Origin of the sequence: Psychrobacter sp. L7 (assembly GCF_002810365.1) — a bacterium.
Lineage (GTDB): Bacteria > Pseudomonadota > Gammaproteobacteria > Pseudomonadales > Moraxellaceae > Psychrobacter > Psychrobacter celer.
The window spans coordinates 202,625-220,932 of the sequence record NZ_NEXR01000002.1; the positions used below are offsets into that span (position 1 = coordinate 202,625).

Below are 18,308 nucleotides of genomic sequence, written 5' to 3' on the forward strand. Positions count from 1 at the left end.
TGCTGCCGATGATCATTGGTTTTTATTCCTCATGACTATTTACAAAAATCATCAATTTAAGCTGTTGCCGTTAGGAAAAGCTGTTATAATCGGCTTGTACTCAGAGGATTTAAAGCAATAACTTTGCTTTATTTAACAGGGGCTTGGTGGTTTTTGCCAGTCCGCTGCAACAAAAGTCATTTGGGTATATATCAATTAATCGGTGACGACACCAGTCTCGCCAACAGTTAAAGAGTTAGGAAAATTTATGTCAGATAAAGTTGAAGGCACTGTAAAGTGGTTTAATGAAGCTAAAGGTTTTGGTTTTATCGCTCAAGACAACGGCGGACAAGACGTATTCGCTCACTACAGCGCTATCCAAGGTAACGGTTTCAAAACTCTAGCCGAAGGCCAAAAAGTGTCGTTCATCTTAGGTGAGGGCAAAAAAGGTCCACAAGCTGAGCAAATCGAAGCACTATAATCTCTTTGCTGTTTGGGCACACTGATGTTCAGTACGCTCGATGACAGTTAGAGTGACGATATGCATAAAATTTTTGTTTATAAAAACAATAAAAATACTGTTTAGACTTTAAAAAAAAGCAACCTCTTATCAGGTTGCTTTTTTTGTGGGGTTTGTTTTTCGGTTATTTGCGATATAGGATTGATTGAGAATAGCGATATAAGGTTGATTTATGAAGTGGCAGACATGGTTTTCGATTGATTGGCAGCAGCTGGTGGGCATATCTTTATCTGCTGCAGGGTTTTATGTGGGCTTGATGCTTTTTACTCGCTTGATGGGGCTGCGCAGTTTTTCAAAAATATCTAGTCACGACTTTGCCATGACGGTTGCTATCGGTAGTATTTTAGCCTCTACGGTGTTGTCTGATTCGCCATCATTGATGCAGGGTCTATTTGCTGTGGCGGTGTTATTTGTCATGCAAGGGCTGATTTCTATGATCAGGCGAAAGGTCAAACCACTCAAATCGTTGATTGACAATAAAGCCATTATATTGATGGCTCACGGCGAGTATTTTGCAGACAATTTGGCCGAGGCAAATTTAAGCACCAGTGATGTACAAGAAGTGCTGCGCAAAAATGGCCTAAAGTCCAAGACAGAAGTGTTTGCGGTGATTATGGAGACGACAGGAGACATGAGCGTCATCAAAAACAATGACGTCCCGCCTGACTGGGCGTTGTTTGATGACATACGTGACAGCGAGCTGTTGATGAGACCGAGCCACCATGAGTCAAGCTAAGCTCAGGCTGCTTTGATGAGCTATGGCGCGCCAAACACTGGTAGGGTAAGAAGTCATAACAAAGCCTTAAGCAAGCTGTATGCTAGCAATGCTATAACGGAGTGAAGAATAAAGCTTGGGTTCAAAAAAAGGAAGAGGACATCAGGAGGGAATTGTGCGTTTATAAACTATTTATTATAGAATGGTGACAAATTTATGACGCATTATTCACGGCGTTGTCTTGACCTTAGGCCTGTGCTCACGCAAGATACGTAGGTCTGATAATAGCGGCGGGCTTAGCCTTAGTGGATTTTATTAATAAGAAATATGCGACAAATATGCGTTTTGGTATTGTTTCATCTCTCTTAATTAACTACTATCTATTGACGCAGTATAAACCTTGAGTAGTATTTTGAACGACAGTTTGAATAACCATGAACCTTTGGTTCTTAACTGGCAATTTTTTAATTCATAACATTAATAAACGAGGAACGTATGAAAGCATTAGTAGCGGTCAAGCGTGTCATTGATTACAACGTAAAAGTTCGTGTAAAAGCTGATAACTCTGGCGTTGATTTATCAAACACCAAGATGTCAATCAACCCTTTTGATGAGATTGCAGTAGAAGAAGCAGTTCGTCTAAAAGAAGCTGGCGTCATTGACGAGATTATTGTTGCCTCTATTGGTCCTAAAGAGTCACAAGAGCAGATTCGTGCGGCCTTGGCACTGGGCGCAGATCGCGGTGTTTTAGTATTGACTGACGACAAGCCATACCCTCTACAAGTCGCTAAAATCCTAAAAAATATCGCCGAAAGCGAAAGCACCGATATCATTCTTTTGGGTAAACAAGCGATCGATGATGACAACAACCAAACAGGTCAGATGCTCGCGGCATTGATGGGCATCGGTCAGGGCACCTTTGCATCAGAAGTAAAAGTCGAAGGCGATAAAGTAAACGTCACTCGCGAAATCGATGGCGGCTTACAGACAGTTGCGCTTGATTTGCCAGCAGTCATCACCACTGACTTGCGCTTGAATGAGCCACGTTATGCCAAATTGCCAAACATCATGAAAGCGAAGAAAAAACCGCTTGATGAAAAAACGCCAGCTGATTTTGGTGTAGATATGGCATCTAAGCAAGAGATTATCAAAGTCGTACCACCTGCTGAACGCAAAGCTGGTATCACAGTGGGTTCTGTTGATGAGTTGGTCGATAAGCTAAAAAATGAAGCAAAAGTAATCTAATATCTTAATGATTGGATACTTCGCGGCGGCACATTGTGTACAAGGCTACGCCTATAAAGCTGCGTCTATAAAGATAAGTCATAGGGCCATATAGACCACGTTGTACACAAACCCCTTCATGAATTGATGATACGAATAAATAAAGGATTAAAACAATGGCAATTTTGGTATATGCAGAACATGACAATGCCAGTCTAAAAAAGGCAACTTTAAACACCATCGCAGCAGCAAAACAAATGGGCGATGACGTTCATGTATTGGTCGCAGGTAGCGGCGCGCAAGCAGTCGCTGATGAAGCAGCAAAAGCTGAAGGCGTGACCAAAGTATTATTGGCAGACAACGCAGCATATGAGCACCAACTAGCGGGTAATGTGGCTCTATTGGTTGCTGATGTAGCCGGCGATTATAGCCATATCGTTGCTGCAGCGACCACCACTGGCAAAAACTTTATGCCACGTGTTGCCGCATTGCTAGATGTGAGCATGCTCTCTGAAGTCTCAGCAGTCGTAGATGCGCAAACCTTTGAGCGTCCTATCTATGCTGGTAACGCGACCGCTACCGTTAAAACGTCAGAAGATAAAGTGGTCGTTACGGTTCGTACCACAGCGTTTGATCCAGTAGCTGCTGAAGGCGGCTCGGCGACGGTTGAGACTATGGACAGTGTGCAAGAGACGGGTAAAGCCAGTTTTGTCAACGAAGAGATGGCACAATCTGACCGTCCTGAGCTGACGTCAGCGAGTATCGTTGTCTCTGGTGGCCGTGCATTGGCAAACGGTGAGAACTTCACCAAATACATCGAGCCATTAGCTGACAAGCTAGGCGCTGCGGTTGGCGCATCACGTGCCGCTGTGGATGCAGGCTATGTACCAAATGATATGCAGGTCGGTCAAACCGGTAAAATCGTTGCGCCGCAGCTATATATCGCAGCTGGTATCTCAGGTGCGATTCAGCATTTGGCCGGTATGAAAGACTCTAAAGTCATCGTGGCGATCAACAATGACCCAGAAGCCCCAATCGCTAGCGTTGCTGACTACTTCTTAGAAGCAGATTTGTTTGAAGCGCTTCCTGAGCTAACCAGCAAAATCTAAGCTTATATGACTAAGCACTTGTCAGTGCCTACACATAGTTAATGGTAAGTTAAAGGCCTTCGGTTTATTGGACCGGAGGCTTTTTTATGAGTGTTTTATCACAACCGCAAAAGACGATAATGTCGTGATGATTGGCTGATAACATGCTATGTTATACGGCTGAGAGGTAACGATAGCAGTGATGACGCTGTCTATCAATGGCTTTATAAAGATAAAGCAAAGGCTTTATAAAACCAAAGTATCAATCAAGGAATGAGTCATCTAAAGGATTAGGAGATACCAATGAGTGCAGTACTAAATACGGCAACAGCTTTGCCCCAAGAGTGGCAAGAGTGGGTGATGACCAATATCATGCGCGGCGTACAGACAGACGCTATCATCGACACCCTAAAAAACCATCGCTTTTCTGATGCTCAGATCAAAGCTGCGTTAAGCGACGAGCCAGAGCTGGCAGCGAATGAGAGCAAGCAGACCATACGCAAGCTGCCAAATAATTGGAAAGAGTGGGTCGCTAGCAATTTGCTTGCAGGAACGAGTAAGGCGGGTATAGCTAAGACGCTGGCGCAACAAGGGTTTAGCAGCGCTGAGATTGCGCTAGAGATACAAACCGCGAGCAAAAGCCCTTATCTACGAGCAGCGGCAAAAACCGCTCAGACCCTCAAAAAACGTGAATGGCTACTTGCGACTTGTGACCACCTCGCGCGGTTAGATCCTGGCTACAATCAGCAGCTTGAGGTCATCGATACGCCGGCTTTTGAGGTGTTTATTAAAAACTACTACAGTAAGCACAAACCCGTCGTGCTCCAAAACGGCATCGAGCATTGGCCAGCGCTCAAAAAATGGAGCCCGCAATACTTTGCTGAGGTCTTGGGCGCGGCTGAGATTCAAGTACAGTTTGACCGCGAAAGTGATGCGTTGTTTGAACGTCATTCTGATAAATACCGCAAATCGATGCGCATGTCTGAGTTTGTCGATATGATAGAAAATGATGGCGAAAGCAACAATTATTATATGACTGCCAACAATACACAGCAAAATGTCGATGCCATTAGGCCTGTATTTGCCGATATTGGGGATTTTGGAGACGGCTATCGCCAGCTTTTGGCTGATGATCCAGCCTTTAGCACGTATTTTTGGATGGGACCAAAAGGCACATTTACGCCGTTACACCATGATTTGACCAATAACATGCTGGTGCAAATCTACGGCCGCAAAAAAGTCACCTTGATTCCAGCGTGGCAGGTGCCGTGGATGTACAACGATTTGCATGTCTATAGTGAAGTGGATTTTCCTAATGTGAATCTAAAAACTCACCCGCTAATGCAGCATGTCACGCCTGTTGAGGTGACGATTGCGGCAGGCGATGCGTTGTTTATTCCGATTGGATGGTGGCACTGCGTGGAAGGGTTGGATAAATCCATTAGTATCAGCTTTACCAATTTCAATGCACCAAACAGCTATGCAGAAGGCTTTAAAAAAAAAGGTTTTTCGGTTTTGTGACTTCAACGAAAAAGGACTGATAACCCACTGCGTTATCAGTCCTTTTTATGCGTATCTCGAAAGTTAAGACACGCGTTTTAGCACAAAGACAGGTGCACTAAAGGGTAGCGTATTTCCGTTGACGTAATGTCTCATATAGGCATAGTGAGCCTGCGATGGCGACGTTGAGGCTTTCTTGACCATTGGGCTGTGGTAGGGCAATGGGCGTGGCGCATTGCATCAGCTCGGCAGACACCCCTTGACCCTCATGACCCATAATCCAAGCGATAGGCTGGGTTAAATCGTGCTGATAAATAAGCGTATCAGTGTGGGAGCTGGTGGCAAATAACGGCGCTTGCACATGATCTAAAATGTCTTGAATACTCAAGCCTTCATAGATATGTAGGGCAAACTGTGCGCCCATACCTGCTCGCAAGGTCTTAGGCGACCAAGCCTGCGCCGTCGCGCTGGTGCATAAAACATGAGGGATACCAACCGCCGCCGCTGTGCGTAGCAAGGTGCCCACATTGCCGCTATCTTGTACGTCATTGAGGATCAAACAATCTTCTGCAAGCATCGGTAAGCTGGGCGTGGGTATGGTAATCAGCGCCATGATATCGATACCCGTACCGAGACTACGAATACTCTCGTACAGCGAGTCTGATAGCGTTGTGATCGGCGTATGACTTGGTAGGCGCGTCAATAGTTGCCCAACCTCAGGATGCGTATGTGCTGATTCAGCCAGCAGGATTTGGGCAAATGGATAATCACTACGCAAGGCGGCGTCAATTAAATGTACGCCTTCGAGCACGGTTTGGCTGTGTTTTTTGCGCTGGCGGGCTTGCGTCAACAAACCTTTGACCAGCTTGACGGTGTTATTCTTATCTGAGGTAATCAGCTCGGTGGGGTTTGCTACCATAATAGATCGCTTAGAGAAAAATATAAGTGGAGCAATCAGGATAAGGCGCGATTAAACAACATAATCTTTATCCTGACTGCGATAAACCGATGGGTCAAGCTTATGAGTGAGCGCGCTGTACGTGCAAGTCTTTGACATAGTTGACTTCATTTTTGCTGCCTAATACCACCGGCACACGTTGGTGAATGTCGATCGGCTCGATATCCAAAATACGGTTGATGGCATCTGTCGCCGCGCCGCCTGCCCGCTCAATCAGCAAGCTCATCGGATTGGCCTCATACATCAAACGCAGCTTACCTGCCTTGTTGGGGTGTTTGGTGTCGAACGGATAAGTAAAGAGACCACCGCGGCATAAAATGCGATGAACATCACCGACCATTGCAGCGACCCAGCGCGTATTAAAATCACGGCCGCGTACGCCCGTTTTGCCCGCGATAAGCTCATCGATATATTGCTGCATTGGCGCCAGCCAGTAGCGATAATTGGAAGCATTAATAGCATATTCGCTGGTATCGGCGGCGATTTGCACATGGTCATTGATAAGAATATAGTCGCCACTGTCTGGGTCTAGGCTAAACATAACCACATTATCAGCGATGGTCAGTGCCAGCACCGTAGAGGTGCCATATAGCAAGTAACCGGCTGCCAGCTGCTGATTGCCCGCTTGCAAAAAGTCACTGTTTTCGCTGGTTTGCCCTTGGCGCTCATACGGTAAGATAGAAAAAATGGTGCCAACCGCCATGTTGATGTCGATGTTTGATGAGCCATCGAGCGGGTCAAACAACACCAATAAGCTACCATCTGCATTGGCAGGGGTGGCATCATCTAACTCTTCTGAGGCGACGCCTGCGCAGTGAGTGTTTTTTGCTAAGGCGTCCAGCAGTAAGTCATTGGCCAGCACGTCTAGCTTTTTTTGCTCTTCGCCTTGGACGTTCTGATTGCCCGCTTCGCCCAAGATATCGGCGAGCGCGCCTTTTTTGAGCAGCCCAGAGATGGTCTTGCCCACCTCCGTCACGGTGGTGATTACGTTGCTAAGCGCAGGGTCTTTAGCATGCGCGTCTAGATAATTTGCTAAGGTGCTCATAAGGCTTCCTGATAAGTTATATAAAGAGATAAAATAAAAAACGGATCATGATAAAAAGATGTCGTGGCCATCGCTCAACGGCTAAGCAAATTTTGAAATAGCTGATAGCGCGTCTTTGTCCTGACCACAAAATCAGCTACACTATGTGCATTGTTAATGATTTATGGTTTGACTCGGCGGCGTCCTAAAGGCGACAAGATATCTCACCGATAAGACGCTTGTGTCATTAGGGTAAATTGTAGCAAATAAGCGCTAAAAAGTCCCCGTGTCTGCCCATGCCAGCACCAAATGATCGAATAAAAGCCAATAAAGACTGACGGGCTGTGTATTATGGTCGTATCTTATACAGTCCCTCATATAGCCTCATATCAACTCACAATAAAGACGTGCCCTTATGCCAAACTCTATCGATAATCCCTTAACGCAGTCGGTCTCACCCACTGATTATGCCAAGTTTGATCCAAATACCATTCATCAAAGGCTCAATAGCTCATTGAGTCGTCCGCAGCTCAATGCAGACAGTAGTATTCGTCACTTTTTGGGCGTAGAGGGACTTAATAAGGCTCAGCTGCAAGCAATCATCGCCAAAGCAGAGACTTTTTTTGATGAAAATGGGCAACTGATTAACCGTCCTGAGCTTGAAGGCTATACGGTGATGAACTTGTTTTTTGAACCATCGACGCGTACCCGTACGACCTTTGAAGTAGCCGAAAAACGCCTTGGTGCCAATGTGCTCAATATCGATATTGAACGTTCTAGTACCAAAAAAGGCGAGAGCCTACGCGATACGTTGTGGAATCTGCAAGCCATGACGGCGGATATCTTTGTGGTGCGTCATTCGGCCTCGGGTGCAGCGCACTTTATGGCGACAGAGGTGACGCCTGATATTGCTATCATCAATGGTGGGGATGGCTGGCATGCGCATCCGACTCAAGGTATGCTCGATATGTTGACGATTCACCGCGAAGCACCGCGGCCGTTTGAGGCGCTATCAGTAGCCATTATTGGTGATATCAAACACTCTCGGGTAGCTCGCTCGGATATCAGTGCGCTGCAGACCTTAGGCGTAAAAGACATTCGTGTCTGCGCGCCGCGTACCCTACTGCCCAAAGGTATTGAGCGGTATGGTGTCAAGGTCTATGAAGACATGAATGCGTGCGTCAGTGATTGTGATGTCATCATGGGCTTGAGAATTCAAAATGAGCGTATTGGCTCGCCGCTACTGGCGTCATCTAGCGAGTATTACAAACATTATGGCATTACCCCAGAGAGGGTGGCATTGGCCAAGCCTGATGCCCTCGTCATGCACCCAGGGCCGATGAACCGCGGAGTAGAGATTGCCTCAAGTGTGGCTGATGGCGCTCAGTCGGTCATCTTAAAGCAGGTGAATAATGGTATTGCGATTCGTATGGCGGTGTTGGCATTGGCCATGGAAGGTCAGCGCGCCCATCAGGCGTCTTGCTTATAAGCCCAAACGATTATTTTACTCTTTTTTATTTTCATTTTATCGATACGGTAATAACGCTCATGTCTACTACAATCAATACAGATGCGCCGATATTTGACCACCTGCCGGCTGCCATCAAACAATCATTACCAAGCACCGTCTATGACAAGCTCGCAAGCTTAGAGGCGGGGCGCGAGATGTGGCTGCTCCCACCATTGGTCGACCTGTGCGCGCGTTTGCGCGAGCCAGGTCAGCAGCAGCATGGCACCTTACAGTCAGAAGGGTCGGCGGCGCGTGGCAATGGGTTTTTGCATGTGGTCATTCCGCCCGACACGACCCCCATTTTAGAAAACGGCTCATTATTAAAAGGCCTACGCGAGCGTGCGCTGAGCGATGGCGGCATTCATTTGCATATTTTAGGCGCATTGACGGCAGGTCTAGAAGGTGAGCGCCCCTCTAACATCGCTGGCTTAAAGAAAGGCGGCTGCATCGCGGTTTCTAATGCGCGCAGACCCTTTAGCAATGATCTGGTGCTGCTACGTACGCTTGAGTACGCGGCCACGTTTGGTATGAAGGTATTCTTTTATCCCAATGAGCCAAGTCTGGCGGGAGAAGGGGTGGCGCATGAGGGCTATATTGCATCTTATCATGGCTTACAAGGTATCCCGTGGATCGCTGAGACAGTCGCTTTGTCTACGCAGCTGCTGATGGTGGAAGAAACAGGCATTGCCGCCCACTTTAGCCAGCTGTCTTGCAAGTCTTCGATTGAGCTGATGCGCTGGGCGAAAGATAAGGGCTTGCCTGTCACGTGTGATGTGGCCATGCATCAGCTGTATTTGACTGATGATAATTTGGAAGGTTTTAACGCCCAGGCGTATGTGCTGCCGCCGCTGCGTAGTAATACCGACCAGCAAGCCATCCGCCGTGGCCTAAAAGACGGGACCATCGATGCCATCTGTAGCCATCATGAGCCACTCAATAGCACCGCCAAAAAAGCCCCGTTTGCTGAGAGCACCCCTGGTATCTCAAACTTTGATACCTTTATGGCGCTGGCTTGTCAGCTGGTACATGACGAGGTCTTAACGCTCGAGCAACTGGTAGATAAAATCTGTCTCAATCCTGCCAAAATCGCAGGCATCAGTGAGCAATATGAGCACATCGGTGGCGCGGTATTGGTCGATCCTGCGCTAAAATGGCAAGTCACCAAGGAGTCCATGCTCTCAAACGGCAAAAACACGCCATTCTTTAACCAGCAGTTGCAAGGCCGCGTCGTGGAGACTTTCTTTGGCTAATCTGCCTCGATCAGATGATCGTTTGCCGCCATCTGTCGAGGATGGCTCTTCTCATGCGCCCTACCGATCACACAAGCCGGCGAGCACCGCCAGTGAATCTATCAAAGCAGTGGCCATCTATGAGGTGGTCAAAGGGACGGGGGCTATTCTTGGCGCTGGGGCGTTATGGTCATGGCATACAAGCCTTGAGTACTGGCTAAGCCATGCAAATGACGCTTGGCAGCAAAGCTTCGGTCAGCTGCTAGCGCCGCAGATCGAAAGTGCGGTGCGTATTGCCCAGCAGGCCAGTAAAAACTGGCCGATGTTTTTGCTACTGATCGTTGCGTACGCCAGCTTGCGTTTTTTGGAGGCGTATGGCTTGTGGCAAGATAAGACATGGGCGTATTGGTTTGGTGTGCTGGGCTATGGCATATTTATACCTATCGAAATTTACTATTTGCTAGCCCGCCCGTTTGATTGGTTTAAGCTTGCGATACTGATCTCAAATATCGTTATCGTGTTTGTGGTTTATCGCAATATGAAACGAAAGGGGTTGATATAACGATTTTATTTAGCCCATCAACTCAGTAGTACCGTCAAACATAGTCGAGTCCAAGTAAAACAGATACATGTCTATCAAGTCGCTCAATGAAACGTTGTTTTTCTTGGGTGCTGTGCCTACGCCGACAGAGGCTACGAAAAACAACTTTTCCTCTCAAGGTATCGTTTTTATATCGGATTGACTGTACAGTAGACCAGCATAGCAATAAATGCTTATGCTGGTCTTTTTTTATGATGATGATAGAGGGACAAGCGACTTTTAAGCGAATTATAGCGTGGTGGCCTGCTTATCAGGCGCAATGCTTTTTGCGACCTTACCAACGCTCAAGCCTTGTACCAAGATAGAGAAGATGACTACCGCATACGTGAGCGCCAGTAAAATGTCACGCTCTGCGCCCGTTGGTAGCTGCAGCACCAGTGCCACCGAGATGCCGCCGCGCAGTCCGCCCCATGTCAGTACTTTCCACGCTCCAGTTGGCAAGTCAAGCTGCCGCTGAAGGGTCTTTGTGGTCATACCGACAACGATAAAACGGGCAAGCAAGGCAATAACAATCGTCAAACCTGCAGCGATAAATAAATTGCCAGAATATGCAATCATCACCACCTCAAGTCCAATTAAGACAAATAAAATCGCATTGAGAATCTCATCGATCAGCTCCCAAAATAGATCGATATAGTGTCGTGTTTTATCACTCATCGCCAGTGCTCGTCCGCGATTACCGACCATCAGTCCCATCATGACCATGGCCAGTGGCCCTGAGAGATGCCAATGACTGGCCAGCGCATAGCCACCGATCACCCCCGCCAGCGTCAATAGCACCTCTTCTTGATAACTATCAATGCTCTTTAGCATATAATACAAAATCGCCCCGAGCACCAGACCAAACACAATGCCGCCGCCTGCCTCAACGGCCAAGGTATGGGCCACATAGTTGGCTGTTGGGATATCGCCGCTGGATAAAATACCAAGTAGCAGGACAAAAATAACGACGCCGATACCATCATTAAACAACGACTCGCCTGCGATGACGGTCTCTAAGCTTTTTGGGGCGCCAGCGGATGATAAGATGCCCATCACCGCGATAGGGTCGGTCGGCGAGATTAAAGCGCCAAACAACAAACACCAAAGAAACGGCAAGCCAAATCCAAAGAAGGGCAACATAAGATAGAGCGCAGTGGCGATTAGCAAGGCTGAGACTAGGGTACCCACGCAGGCGAGAATACCAATGGGCAGTCGATAGCGTTTTAAGTCACTGATATTGACATGCAGCGCCCCTGCAAATAAAAGCATCGAGAGCATACCGTCCAATAGCACCTCGGTAAAATCTAGCTGCTCTAGTAAGCTCACTTCATAATCAATGAGCTGGTCGAACCCCAAAAACCCCAAAAAAATCGCACCGATAGATAGGACAATCGAGATGACCATGACTCCAATGGTCGTGGGCAGACCGATAAAGCGATGATTGACATAGGTCAGCAGGGCAGTAATCGATAAAAAGATAGCGCTGATTTCAAGTATGGTCAGGCTGGTTGCAGATGCCATAAAACAAGTCTCTTATGAGTGATAAGTAGTAAAAGTAATCAGTACAAATTATTTAGTGTGCGCCTGTAGACTTTGGCGAATGCTGGCGGCAAAGTCACTGACATAGTGAAAGTGTTGGTGCTGCGAGTTTTTATCAATAATAAAGGCTTTGGCTTGCTGACACATCGCGCTTAGGTCATCGATAAGCTCTTGGTAGCTTAGGTTTTCTTCTCCTGCGCGCTCAATTAGCTGTAGCTCATGCAGCAAGGTCTGCTGCTGTGCTTGATTGATACAGGCATAGTTGAGATTGACCATCGCTTGACACAGCGCCTTTAGGACCATGGCATCAGCTGCGGCATAACGCCGAATCTCTCCAAGTGAGGTATTGATGAATTCTGATATTTTGGGCGTATAAGTCACCACGGCCAAGATAGCCACGCGCTGCTGCGCCACCACTTGTTTTGGTATGGCGGTATACGGCGGTTTGTCACGGTGCTCGGCAGGTACATAAAAATGATAGGGGCTAGGCGGCTGACGACGCATCATAATGCTCAGGCAACTGGTGAGCGATTGTACGCAGTTGACGGCTGTTTTTGGGTCATTGATACCAGGTGAGAGGGCGCGCACCGCAATCTCGGTCATCTGCCCCAGACTATAGGCAATATCATTGGAGTGTGCCAGTCGCTGCTCGATACGAATACAACCGGCAAAGCGCTGCCAAAACATACCATCAGGGGCACGTGGCACCACGGCCAACTGCGGCGTTGCGGTTTTTTGCCGATTATTGGGATGGTCTGTCGGACGTTGATAAAAATGCCCAATGACGTTTTTGTCAGTGACATAATCACCGAGGTTACTCTGTAGATGCACCACACCGCCATACTCTTGAGTCAGGATGATTAATGACTCCAAATAAATGTGCTGCAGGTAGCCGGATTGCGGAGGATAAATCGGCGTTGCCTGCCACTGGCGAAACTGCTCGACATCGTGCTGCTCGACATCGCGCTGATGCTGAATATCACAATAATCACCATACCAGGAGTGAATATTATTAATGGCATCGTTGCTGGCGTTTTGAATGACGTGCGAGGCCTGAATAGAGTGGACCATATGCTGGACAAAATAGACCAATAACAGCGCACAGATGATCGCCATGATAATCCCAAAGGTCACCGCCAGTTGCGGTACGCCAAAGGCCACATCATACTTATGAATCGACTTGAGTACCAACAAGCTATAGCTAAAGGTACCAATAAACGCCCCTAAGACAAACTGGTTTGGTGTGTCTGTCAAAAAGTTGCGTAATAACCGTGGGCCAAACTGGGAGGAGGCCATCGAAAGGACGGCGATGGTAATTGAGAACGTCGTACCAGCAACGCCCAATACAGCGCCAGCAATCGAGGTCATGATGGCGCGCGCCGCATCGTCATCACCCGTAAAAGCAAAGGTAATCTCTCGAACGGTCTCGCGGTCAAAGTGCTGATCTATCGTCACCAATACTGGCGCCAGTAAGATGCCGGCGATGACGCAAGCAGTCGGAATAAACCAATAAGAGCCGATCAACTCCTGCCACAAGTTTCTTAAACGATCGGGCAGGTCAGCCAATGTCTGTAACGACCAAAGCTGCGAAAACGCCTTCATTCTCTGCACTGAAAATAAGAGTAGTCGCTTAAAAAAGCCATTTTCAGGATGTTTGTCCAATGTTCGCGCTCCAAAAATGACTGACGAGATCGTATATAGTGAATCTATTTTAAAACAGGTATCGTCCTACAGGGATTCATTGTCCTTGCGTGCTGCGTCTACGCCTTATAGCCGGTTCAAAATAAAATGGTGATAAATTTAAGCGTAACGCTGGAGTAATCTTTTGACTATTTATTACCTTATCATATAAATAATAACGATGAAAAATTTAGTAAAAATAAGCCCCTATTATATAGTTAGCTGAATGTAAAACTGTTATGGATTTAAACGCGCCACTGGTATAAATTTTACTTGCGTGCTGCGTTCCCAGAGGCTGCGCAAAATTCATCCCAGTAGCGCTATGACATTTTTAGAGTGTATCGACTATAGGAGCTTATTTTAGCAAACTAATTTTTATTGCTAGAGCCGTGTTTAGGGTTGTCCGCTTCGGTAATGATTGTGCTTTTGTGTCCCCATCTGCTGGTTTGTGGAGACGGCGCCGTTTTTGGGTCTATAGGAATAATGATTTCATTATCATGTGCATCACATTCAACCTCACTGTCCTTGTCATAAGCGGCTGGATCAAAGTGCGGGGTCGCTGTTGTATCAGTTGACTGTCGAGCTAAGCTTTTAGGAGCGGCTTGCGATGTTTTTCTAAATTCAGGTTTTTTAAATAAAGGATGTTGGGTGTTTTTATTCGTGCCTTTGTCATCAGGGTTTTTGCGCGGTTCGGCGTTGGTAAAGATAACATTCAACGGCAAGTCTAGCTGCTGCTTGGCATAGGCTTCCGTATGCTCAAATCGATCCACTAGGAGGCTGAGCCATAGCTTTTGCTCTTCTACTCTTATCTCATCGAGCTCGTCTTTGATCGGCAAAGGGTAGGGCAGAGTGCGATAAAAATCCCACAATGTCATCTTGCTCAAGTCTTTTTTGAGTACATAGTCCTCATCTTCGGTCATGGTGATGAGGTTGCTGTCTTGGAGGTAGTTGATATAGGTGTACCATTTGGGTAGCTCTTTGCGGCCCAACACATTGCGCAGGGCTTGCTCACTGACCGCTTCGCCTTTTAGATGATGGGTGTACACAAGGTTTAACATGTCGAGTAAGCTAAGCAGTGGATGGCGCGGGTAGACTTCTTCGGTCTCAAAAATCGTCAAGGTATAGCTGATCTCAACGCCTAACAAAATCAAATTCCAAGACAGGTATATCCATAACAAAAAGATAGGCAAGGCGGCAAAGGCTCCGTAAATGGCCTCATAGCTGGTAAAGTTTGCCATCACTGTGCCAAACAGATGCTTCATCAGCTCAAAGATAATCGTCACAAAGACCCCAGCGATGGCTGCATTTTTTGCGGGCACACGGGCTTTGGGAATAAACCAATACATCCCTATAAAGCCGGCCATGGTAATACCAACCGACACCACTTGTACCCAAAACCCCCAATCAATACCGTAGCCTGCTATTTGGCGATTTAAAAAACTCAAGCTTTGTACCGTGCTCGAAGCGATAAACGCCGTACCCAGCACCATAGGCCCCAAGGTGACAATCGTCCAATAGCGCAGCAGACTCTTTATACCACCTGAGCGGCTCTCCACCCGCCAGATTTGATTAAAAGCACGCTCAATGGTGGTCAAGGTCATGATGGTGGTAAAAAACAGCACCATGGCGCCGATGATGGTAAGGTTCGATGATTTTTCAGCGAAGCTATTGATATACTCACTGACTTGCATGCTCGATTGCGGCAATAAGTTGCTATAAATTACCTCGTATATCTGCGCTCTGACGGATGCCAGTGCCGGTACAGAGGACAATATCATGAGCAAAACGGTCAATACAGGCACGATCGACAGCATGGTAGTATACGTAAGGGAGGCAGCTTTTTGTTGGCAGTTGTCTTCAAAAAAGTGCCGCGTCAAAAACCGTAAAAACTGGAACCAGCGCTGATGTAAAAATGGGAGTCTTTTGCTTAAGTTTTCCATAGTGACCGTTTAGCAAGAAGTAGAGAGACAATAGTGTAACAAAGATGCGTCGTTATCATCTGCCGTTTAATTGTGTCAAAATGCACAGTTGTTCTTTGATAAGGCATCACGTAGCCGTAGCTGGAGTAGGTGATCGTAAAATAGTCGTCAGCTGGTTTGCATGTCGGTGAATGACTGGGGCATAATGAGCACATCATCGCATCGCCTATCGCGGGCGATATCGTTATTGATCGGTAAATAATGACACATAGATAATAATATCAATGATTTTATGAGGAAGGACGGTTAATGAGTCAGGCCAACCCTTACGTTTTGGTGCTTTATTATTCAAATTATGGCACTACGAAGACATTAGCATACGCCATCGCTCAAGGTATCGAAGAAGCTGGGATGACAGCGCGCATCCGTACAGTACCGACCGTCGCGCCTGAGACTACGGCCAGCAAACCTGCGATTCCTGATGAGGGCGATCTGTATTGCACCATGGACGATCTCAAAGATTGTAGCGGCCTTGCACTCGGTAGCCCCACGCACTTTGGCAATATGGCCGCACCCATGAAGTACTTTTGGGACAATACGGTCACGCTCTGGCTGGCGGGCAATCTACAAAACAAACCTGCCTCAGTATTTACGGCGACAGGCTCGATGCATGGCGGCCAAGAGTCCACATTGCTCACGATGATGTTGCCATTGATGCATCACGGTATGATCATCGTTGGGGTACCGTATGCTGAACCTGCACTAAATCGGACGCATCGCGGCGGGACGCCTTATGGTGCCAGTCACGTGAGCGGTGCATTACATGACCAACCTGTAAATGATGATGAGCGCGAGTTAGGTATCGCTCAAGGTCGGCGTTTGGCGATTAGTGCCCGTGCATTGGCACAGGCCAATTGGCAACGATAAACGGCTTTTGTCTTCTACTATCTTTTATCTTCTACTATACTGTCAGTAGCCCCCAATCGTCGCTGCTGTGAATGAGGAAACCTGTATCTCTAATGGCTACCAACCACTCTGATAGCGACACCCATAGCAACGCGCCAACTGTAGAGTCTGGGCGCGCGGCCACACCGCAAAAACCTATTACGCCCATGCGTCAGCGCTTGATGATGACGTGGCTGATTTGGTTGGTGTATAGACTGCTTGGGTTGCCCATCTTAATCAATGTGTTTAATGCCAGTCACCCTGATATTGTGGGCGGTATCGCATGGCAAGCACTATGGCTTTTGCCAGCTTTTATACTGACGCCATGGATCGTGCGCGGGCGCTCGCCTTATGCGTTACTGGTCGGTAGTATGTTTACTCTAGTATATTTGGGCGCAAGTGGAGTGGTGCTGTTTACTCGCGCGTATGGCAGCAGCTGGGCGGAAATAGCGGTATATCTGTTTGATTTTGTATTGTTGTTTGCCATCAATGTTTGGCTGTTTATTTTACTAAAACGCCTGCCGTCGATGAATAATGTCGTCAAGAAGCCGCGCTCTCGCTAGATTGGTTTTTACCTCTGCTGTTGGCATAAAAAATCTTAGATAACAAAAAGATTGGATAACAAAAAGCGGCACTCTCATGTAGAGTACCGCTTTTTTTATAAGGCTCGCTCAACGTCAAGTGAGCGATAAGCTGAAACTTAATTGACCTTAGTCAGCTCTAGATCCATCTTTTTACCATCGTTAATCTGACTGACTTTTACGGGCAGATAATCCAAGCTTGGCGCTAACCAAAAACTGGTTGAGCGGTCATTGTCGTCATGAATACGGTCAACACGGACAGTATCAAAGGTACCGGCTGGTACCGTGATTTTGGTATTGCCCGATTTTTTAAATGGCGTTTTTTCTACCTTGTCTTTTTTGGCCATGTAGTAGTTACCAGAGAACTTACCGTTTAGTAAATCTTGACGAATTTGCACCTCAAGACTTAAGTCATCAAAGGCTTGCTGCGCCATATCCATGGTCATGGTTTTGCCTTTATAAGTACTGGTGACTTTTTTGCTGCTTGGGTTAAAGCTTAGCTTGTGCGTACGGCCAAGACCCAGCAGTTTATAAGTGGTGCTGGCCTGCGTTGGAATGACGTTGTTACCTTTGATGGTAAAGGTACTGCTTTGCGACGCATTGGCAACACCTGCCACCCGTGCTTTGACATTATACTTCCAAGTATTGCCCGATTTGCCTAGCGTACGGGTGGCAGTACCTTTGTATTTGTCTTCTACCGTAAAGCTATAATTGGCACTAGAGGGCTGGACGGTTTTGGCGCTAGCGAGGGTGGGTGCGGTCATACTCAAGGCTCCAATAGCAGCAATGCTCACACCTGTGGTGAAGGCGGACAATACTGTCGATTTGCTGCGGGCGGGGTTGTTAATGTTAGATTTAGATATAAAGCTCATGGATAGTCCTTAATACATTCTGTTTATCACTGTCTGTTTAAAACTGTCTGTTTAAAACTGCTTGAGCAGTGGTAAATTATTGCTATTATTATGATCTCAGAGACTATGATGGTCATACTCTGTTACACTTTCAAGGCAGGCGCTCACAAGTGACGTTTGCCTCTTGTAGCCAATGTTGCTAGCCACGCGGTCGCCCTATCTGTACGTAACTTGCTGTAAAACCAGTAAAGCACAGCGCTGCCTACAAAGTTGCCCAATAAGGCTGCCTGATAGCTGATATACGAACAGGATAAAAAATTCTTGTAAATTTTTGGTTTTTACACTTGAACCAAACTCCCCCTGCCCCCACTTTTTGATACAAGCTCAAAGCTTATCTATAAGATGTCACTTTTTGGTCGCATTTCTTATAGATACTGGTCTTGAGACCATTAATTCAAATAAA

General features: G+C 46.9%; 16 protein-coding genes. 10 read left to right on the forward strand and 6 right to left on the reverse strand.

What is annotated here, in order from left to right:
• Positions 1–247: 247 nt before the first annotated feature.
• The 5 genes from CAP50_RS03605 to CAP50_RS03625 all read left to right on the forward strand — a co-directional run bounded on the left by CAP50_RS03605 (position 248) and on the right by CAP50_RS03625 (position 5,047).
• Positions 248–460 carry a cold-shock protein gene (locus tag CAP50_RS03605; protein ID WP_058025376.1) on the forward strand — a complete coding sequence of 71 codons (213 nt, stop codon included), beginning with the start codon at positions 248–250 and terminating at the stop codon, positions 458–460.
• 211 nt (positions 461–671) lie between these two features.
• Positions 672–1,235, forward strand: coding sequence for a DUF421 domain-containing protein (locus tag CAP50_RS03610; protein ID WP_100749096.1), 564 nt, complete (start codon positions 672–674; stop codon positions 1,233–1,235).
• A gap of 474 nt (positions 1,236–1,709) precedes the next feature.
• Positions 1,710–2,459, forward strand: a complete 750-nt coding sequence (locus CAP50_RS03615) for an electron transfer flavoprotein subunit beta/FixA family protein (RefSeq protein ID WP_075102301.1) — start codon at positions 1,710–1,712, stop codon at positions 2,457–2,459.
• 155 nt (positions 2,460–2,614) lie between these two features.
• A complete protein-coding gene (locus CAP50_RS03620; protein WP_100749097.1) occupies positions 2,615–3,547 on the forward strand; it encodes an electron transfer flavoprotein subunit alpha/FixB family protein in 933 nt (310 codons plus the stop codon).
• Between the two features lie 282 nt (positions 3,548–3,829).
• Positions 3,830–5,047, forward strand: coding sequence for a cupin-like domain-containing protein (locus CAP50_RS03625; RefSeq protein WP_100749098.1), 1,218 nt, complete (start codon positions 3,830–3,832; stop codon positions 5,045–5,047).
• Positions 5,048–5,144: 97 nt separating this feature from the next.
• On the opposite strand, the gene CAP50_RS03630 is transcribed toward CAP50_RS03625, so the two are convergent.
• Positions 5,145–5,945 (reverse strand): TrmH family RNA methyltransferase, encoded by an 801-nt coding sequence (locus tag CAP50_RS03630; RefSeq protein WP_100749099.1) that lies wholly within the window; start codon positions 5,943–5,945, stop codon positions 5,145–5,147.
• Between the two features lie 100 nt (positions 5,946–6,045).
• Complete coding sequence (locus tag CAP50_RS03635) at positions 6,046–7,029, reverse strand: class 1 fructose-bisphosphatase (protein ID WP_100749100.1); 984 nt, start codon at positions 7,027–7,029, stop codon at positions 6,046–6,048.
• A gap of 394 nt (positions 7,030–7,423) precedes the next feature.
• Here CAP50_RS03635 and CAP50_RS03640 point away from each other — a divergent pair, with 394 nt between their 5' ends.
• Genes CAP50_RS03640 through CAP50_RS03650 form a run of 3 tightly spaced genes read left to right on the forward strand, consistent with a single transcriptional unit; the run spans position 7,424 to position 10,309 of the window.
• Positions 7,424–8,497 (forward strand): aspartate carbamoyltransferase catalytic subunit, encoded by a 1,074-nt coding sequence (locus CAP50_RS03640; protein WP_100749101.1) that lies wholly within the window; start codon positions 7,424–7,426, stop codon positions 8,495–8,497.
• Positions 8,498–8,556: 59 nt separating this feature from the next.
• The gene (locus CAP50_RS03645) at positions 8,557–9,768 is read left to right on the forward strand and encodes a dihydroorotase (RefSeq protein ID WP_446737501.1); all 1,212 of its coding nucleotides are present in this window, start codon (positions 8,557–8,559) and stop codon (positions 9,766–9,768) included.
• Positions 9,761–10,309 carry a DUF2127 domain-containing protein gene (locus CAP50_RS03650; RefSeq protein WP_100749102.1) on the forward strand — a complete coding sequence of 183 codons (549 nt, stop codon included), beginning with the start codon at positions 9,761–9,763 and terminating at the stop codon, positions 10,307–10,309. The genes CAP50_RS03645 and CAP50_RS03650 overlap by 8 nt, the downstream gene beginning before the upstream one ends.
• Before the next feature lie 267 nt (positions 10,310–10,576).
• On the opposite strand, the gene CAP50_RS03655 is transcribed toward CAP50_RS03650, so the two are convergent.
• From CAP50_RS03655 to CAP50_RS03665, 3 genes are all read right to left on the reverse strand, one after another.
• The gene (locus CAP50_RS03655; RefSeq protein ID WP_100749103.1) at positions 10,577–11,851 is read right to left on the reverse strand and encodes a cation:proton antiporter; all 1,275 of its coding nucleotides are present in this window, start codon (positions 11,849–11,851) and stop codon (positions 10,577–10,579) included.
• A 48-nt stretch (positions 11,852–11,899) separates the two neighbouring features.
• Positions 11,900–13,471, reverse strand: coding sequence for a DUF2254 domain-containing protein (locus CAP50_RS03660; RefSeq protein ID WP_100749104.1), 1,572 nt, complete (start codon positions 13,469–13,471; stop codon positions 11,900–11,902).
• Positions 13,472–13,917: 446 nt separating this feature from the next.
• Positions 13,918–15,489 (reverse strand): YihY/virulence factor BrkB family protein, encoded by a 1,572-nt coding sequence (locus tag CAP50_RS03665; protein ID WP_100749105.1) that lies wholly within the window; start codon positions 15,487–15,489, stop codon positions 13,918–13,920.
• A gap of 288 nt (positions 15,490–15,777) precedes the next feature.
• On the opposite strand from CAP50_RS03665, the gene wrbA reads away from it, so the two are divergent.
• On the forward strand, positions 15,778–16,395 hold the full coding sequence (gene wrbA / locus CAP50_RS03670) for an NAD(P)H:quinone oxidoreductase (protein ID WP_100749106.1): 618 nt from the start codon (positions 15,778–15,780) through the stop codon (positions 16,393–16,395).
• Between the two features lie 92 nt (positions 16,396–16,487).
• Complete coding sequence (locus CAP50_RS03675; protein WP_100749107.1) at positions 16,488–16,976, forward strand: hypothetical protein; 489 nt, start codon at positions 16,488–16,490, stop codon at positions 16,974–16,976.
• A gap of 137 nt (positions 16,977–17,113) precedes the next feature.
• Here CAP50_RS03675 and CAP50_RS03680 read toward each other — a convergent pair whose 3' ends face one another.
• Complete coding sequence (locus CAP50_RS03680) at positions 17,114–17,866, reverse strand: DUF3108 domain-containing protein (protein ID WP_100749108.1); 753 nt, start codon at positions 17,864–17,866, stop codon at positions 17,114–17,116.
• Positions 17,867–18,308 lie beyond the last annotated feature (442 nt).

Bases quoted from the DNA above. Each gene is read 5' to 3' on its own strand.
- CAP50_RS03605 (WP_058025376.1), top strand. From the start codon at position 248: ATGTCAGATAAAGTTGAAGGCACTGTAAAGTGGTTTAATGAAGCTAAA.
- CAP50_RS03610 (WP_100749096.1), top strand. From the start codon at position 672: ATGAAGTGGCAGACATGGTTTTCGATTGATTGGCAGCAGCTGGTGGGC.
- CAP50_RS03615 (WP_075102301.1), top strand. From the start codon at position 1,710: ATGAAAGCATTAGTAGCGGTCAAGCGTGTCATTGATTACAACGTAAAA.
- CAP50_RS03620 (WP_100749097.1), top strand. From the start codon at position 2,615: ATGGCAATTTTGGTATATGCAGAACATGACAATGCCAGTCTAAAAAAG.
- CAP50_RS03625 (WP_100749098.1), top strand. From the start codon at position 3,830: ATGAGTGCAGTACTAAATACGGCAACAGCTTTGCCCCAAGAGTGGCAA.
- CAP50_RS03630 (WP_100749099.1), bottom strand. From the start codon at position 5,945: ATGGTAGCAAACCCCACCGAGCTGATTACCTCAGATAAGAATAACACC.
- CAP50_RS03635 (WP_100749100.1), bottom strand. From the start codon at position 7,029: ATGAGCACCTTAGCAAATTATCTAGACGCGCATGCTAAAGACCCTGCG.
- CAP50_RS03640 (WP_100749101.1), top strand. From the start codon at position 7,424: ATGCCAAACTCTATCGATAATCCCTTAACGCAGTCGGTCTCACCCACT.
- CAP50_RS03645 (WP_446737501.1), top strand. From the start codon at position 8,557: ATGTCTACTACAATCAATACAGATGCGCCGATATTTGACCACCTGCCG.
- CAP50_RS03655 (WP_100749103.1), bottom strand. From the start codon at position 11,851: ATGGCATCTGCAACCAGCCTGACCATACTTGAAATCAGCGCTATCTTT.
- CAP50_RS03660 (WP_100749104.1), bottom strand. From the start codon at position 13,471: ATGAAGGCGTTTTCGCAGCTTTGGTCGTTACAGACATTGGCTGACCTG.
- CAP50_RS03665 (WP_100749105.1), bottom strand. From the start codon at position 15,489: ATGGAAAACTTAAGCAAAAGACTCCCATTTTTACATCAGCGCTGGTTC.
- wrbA (WP_100749106.1), top strand. From the start codon at position 15,778: ATGAGTCAGGCCAACCCTTACGTTTTGGTGCTTTATTATTCAAATTAT.
- CAP50_RS03675 (WP_100749107.1), top strand. From the start codon at position 16,488: ATGGCTACCAACCACTCTGATAGCGACACCCATAGCAACGCGCCAACT.
- CAP50_RS03680 (WP_100749108.1), bottom strand. From the start codon at position 17,866: ATGAGCTTTATATCTAAATCTAACATTAACAACCCCGCCCGCAGCAAA.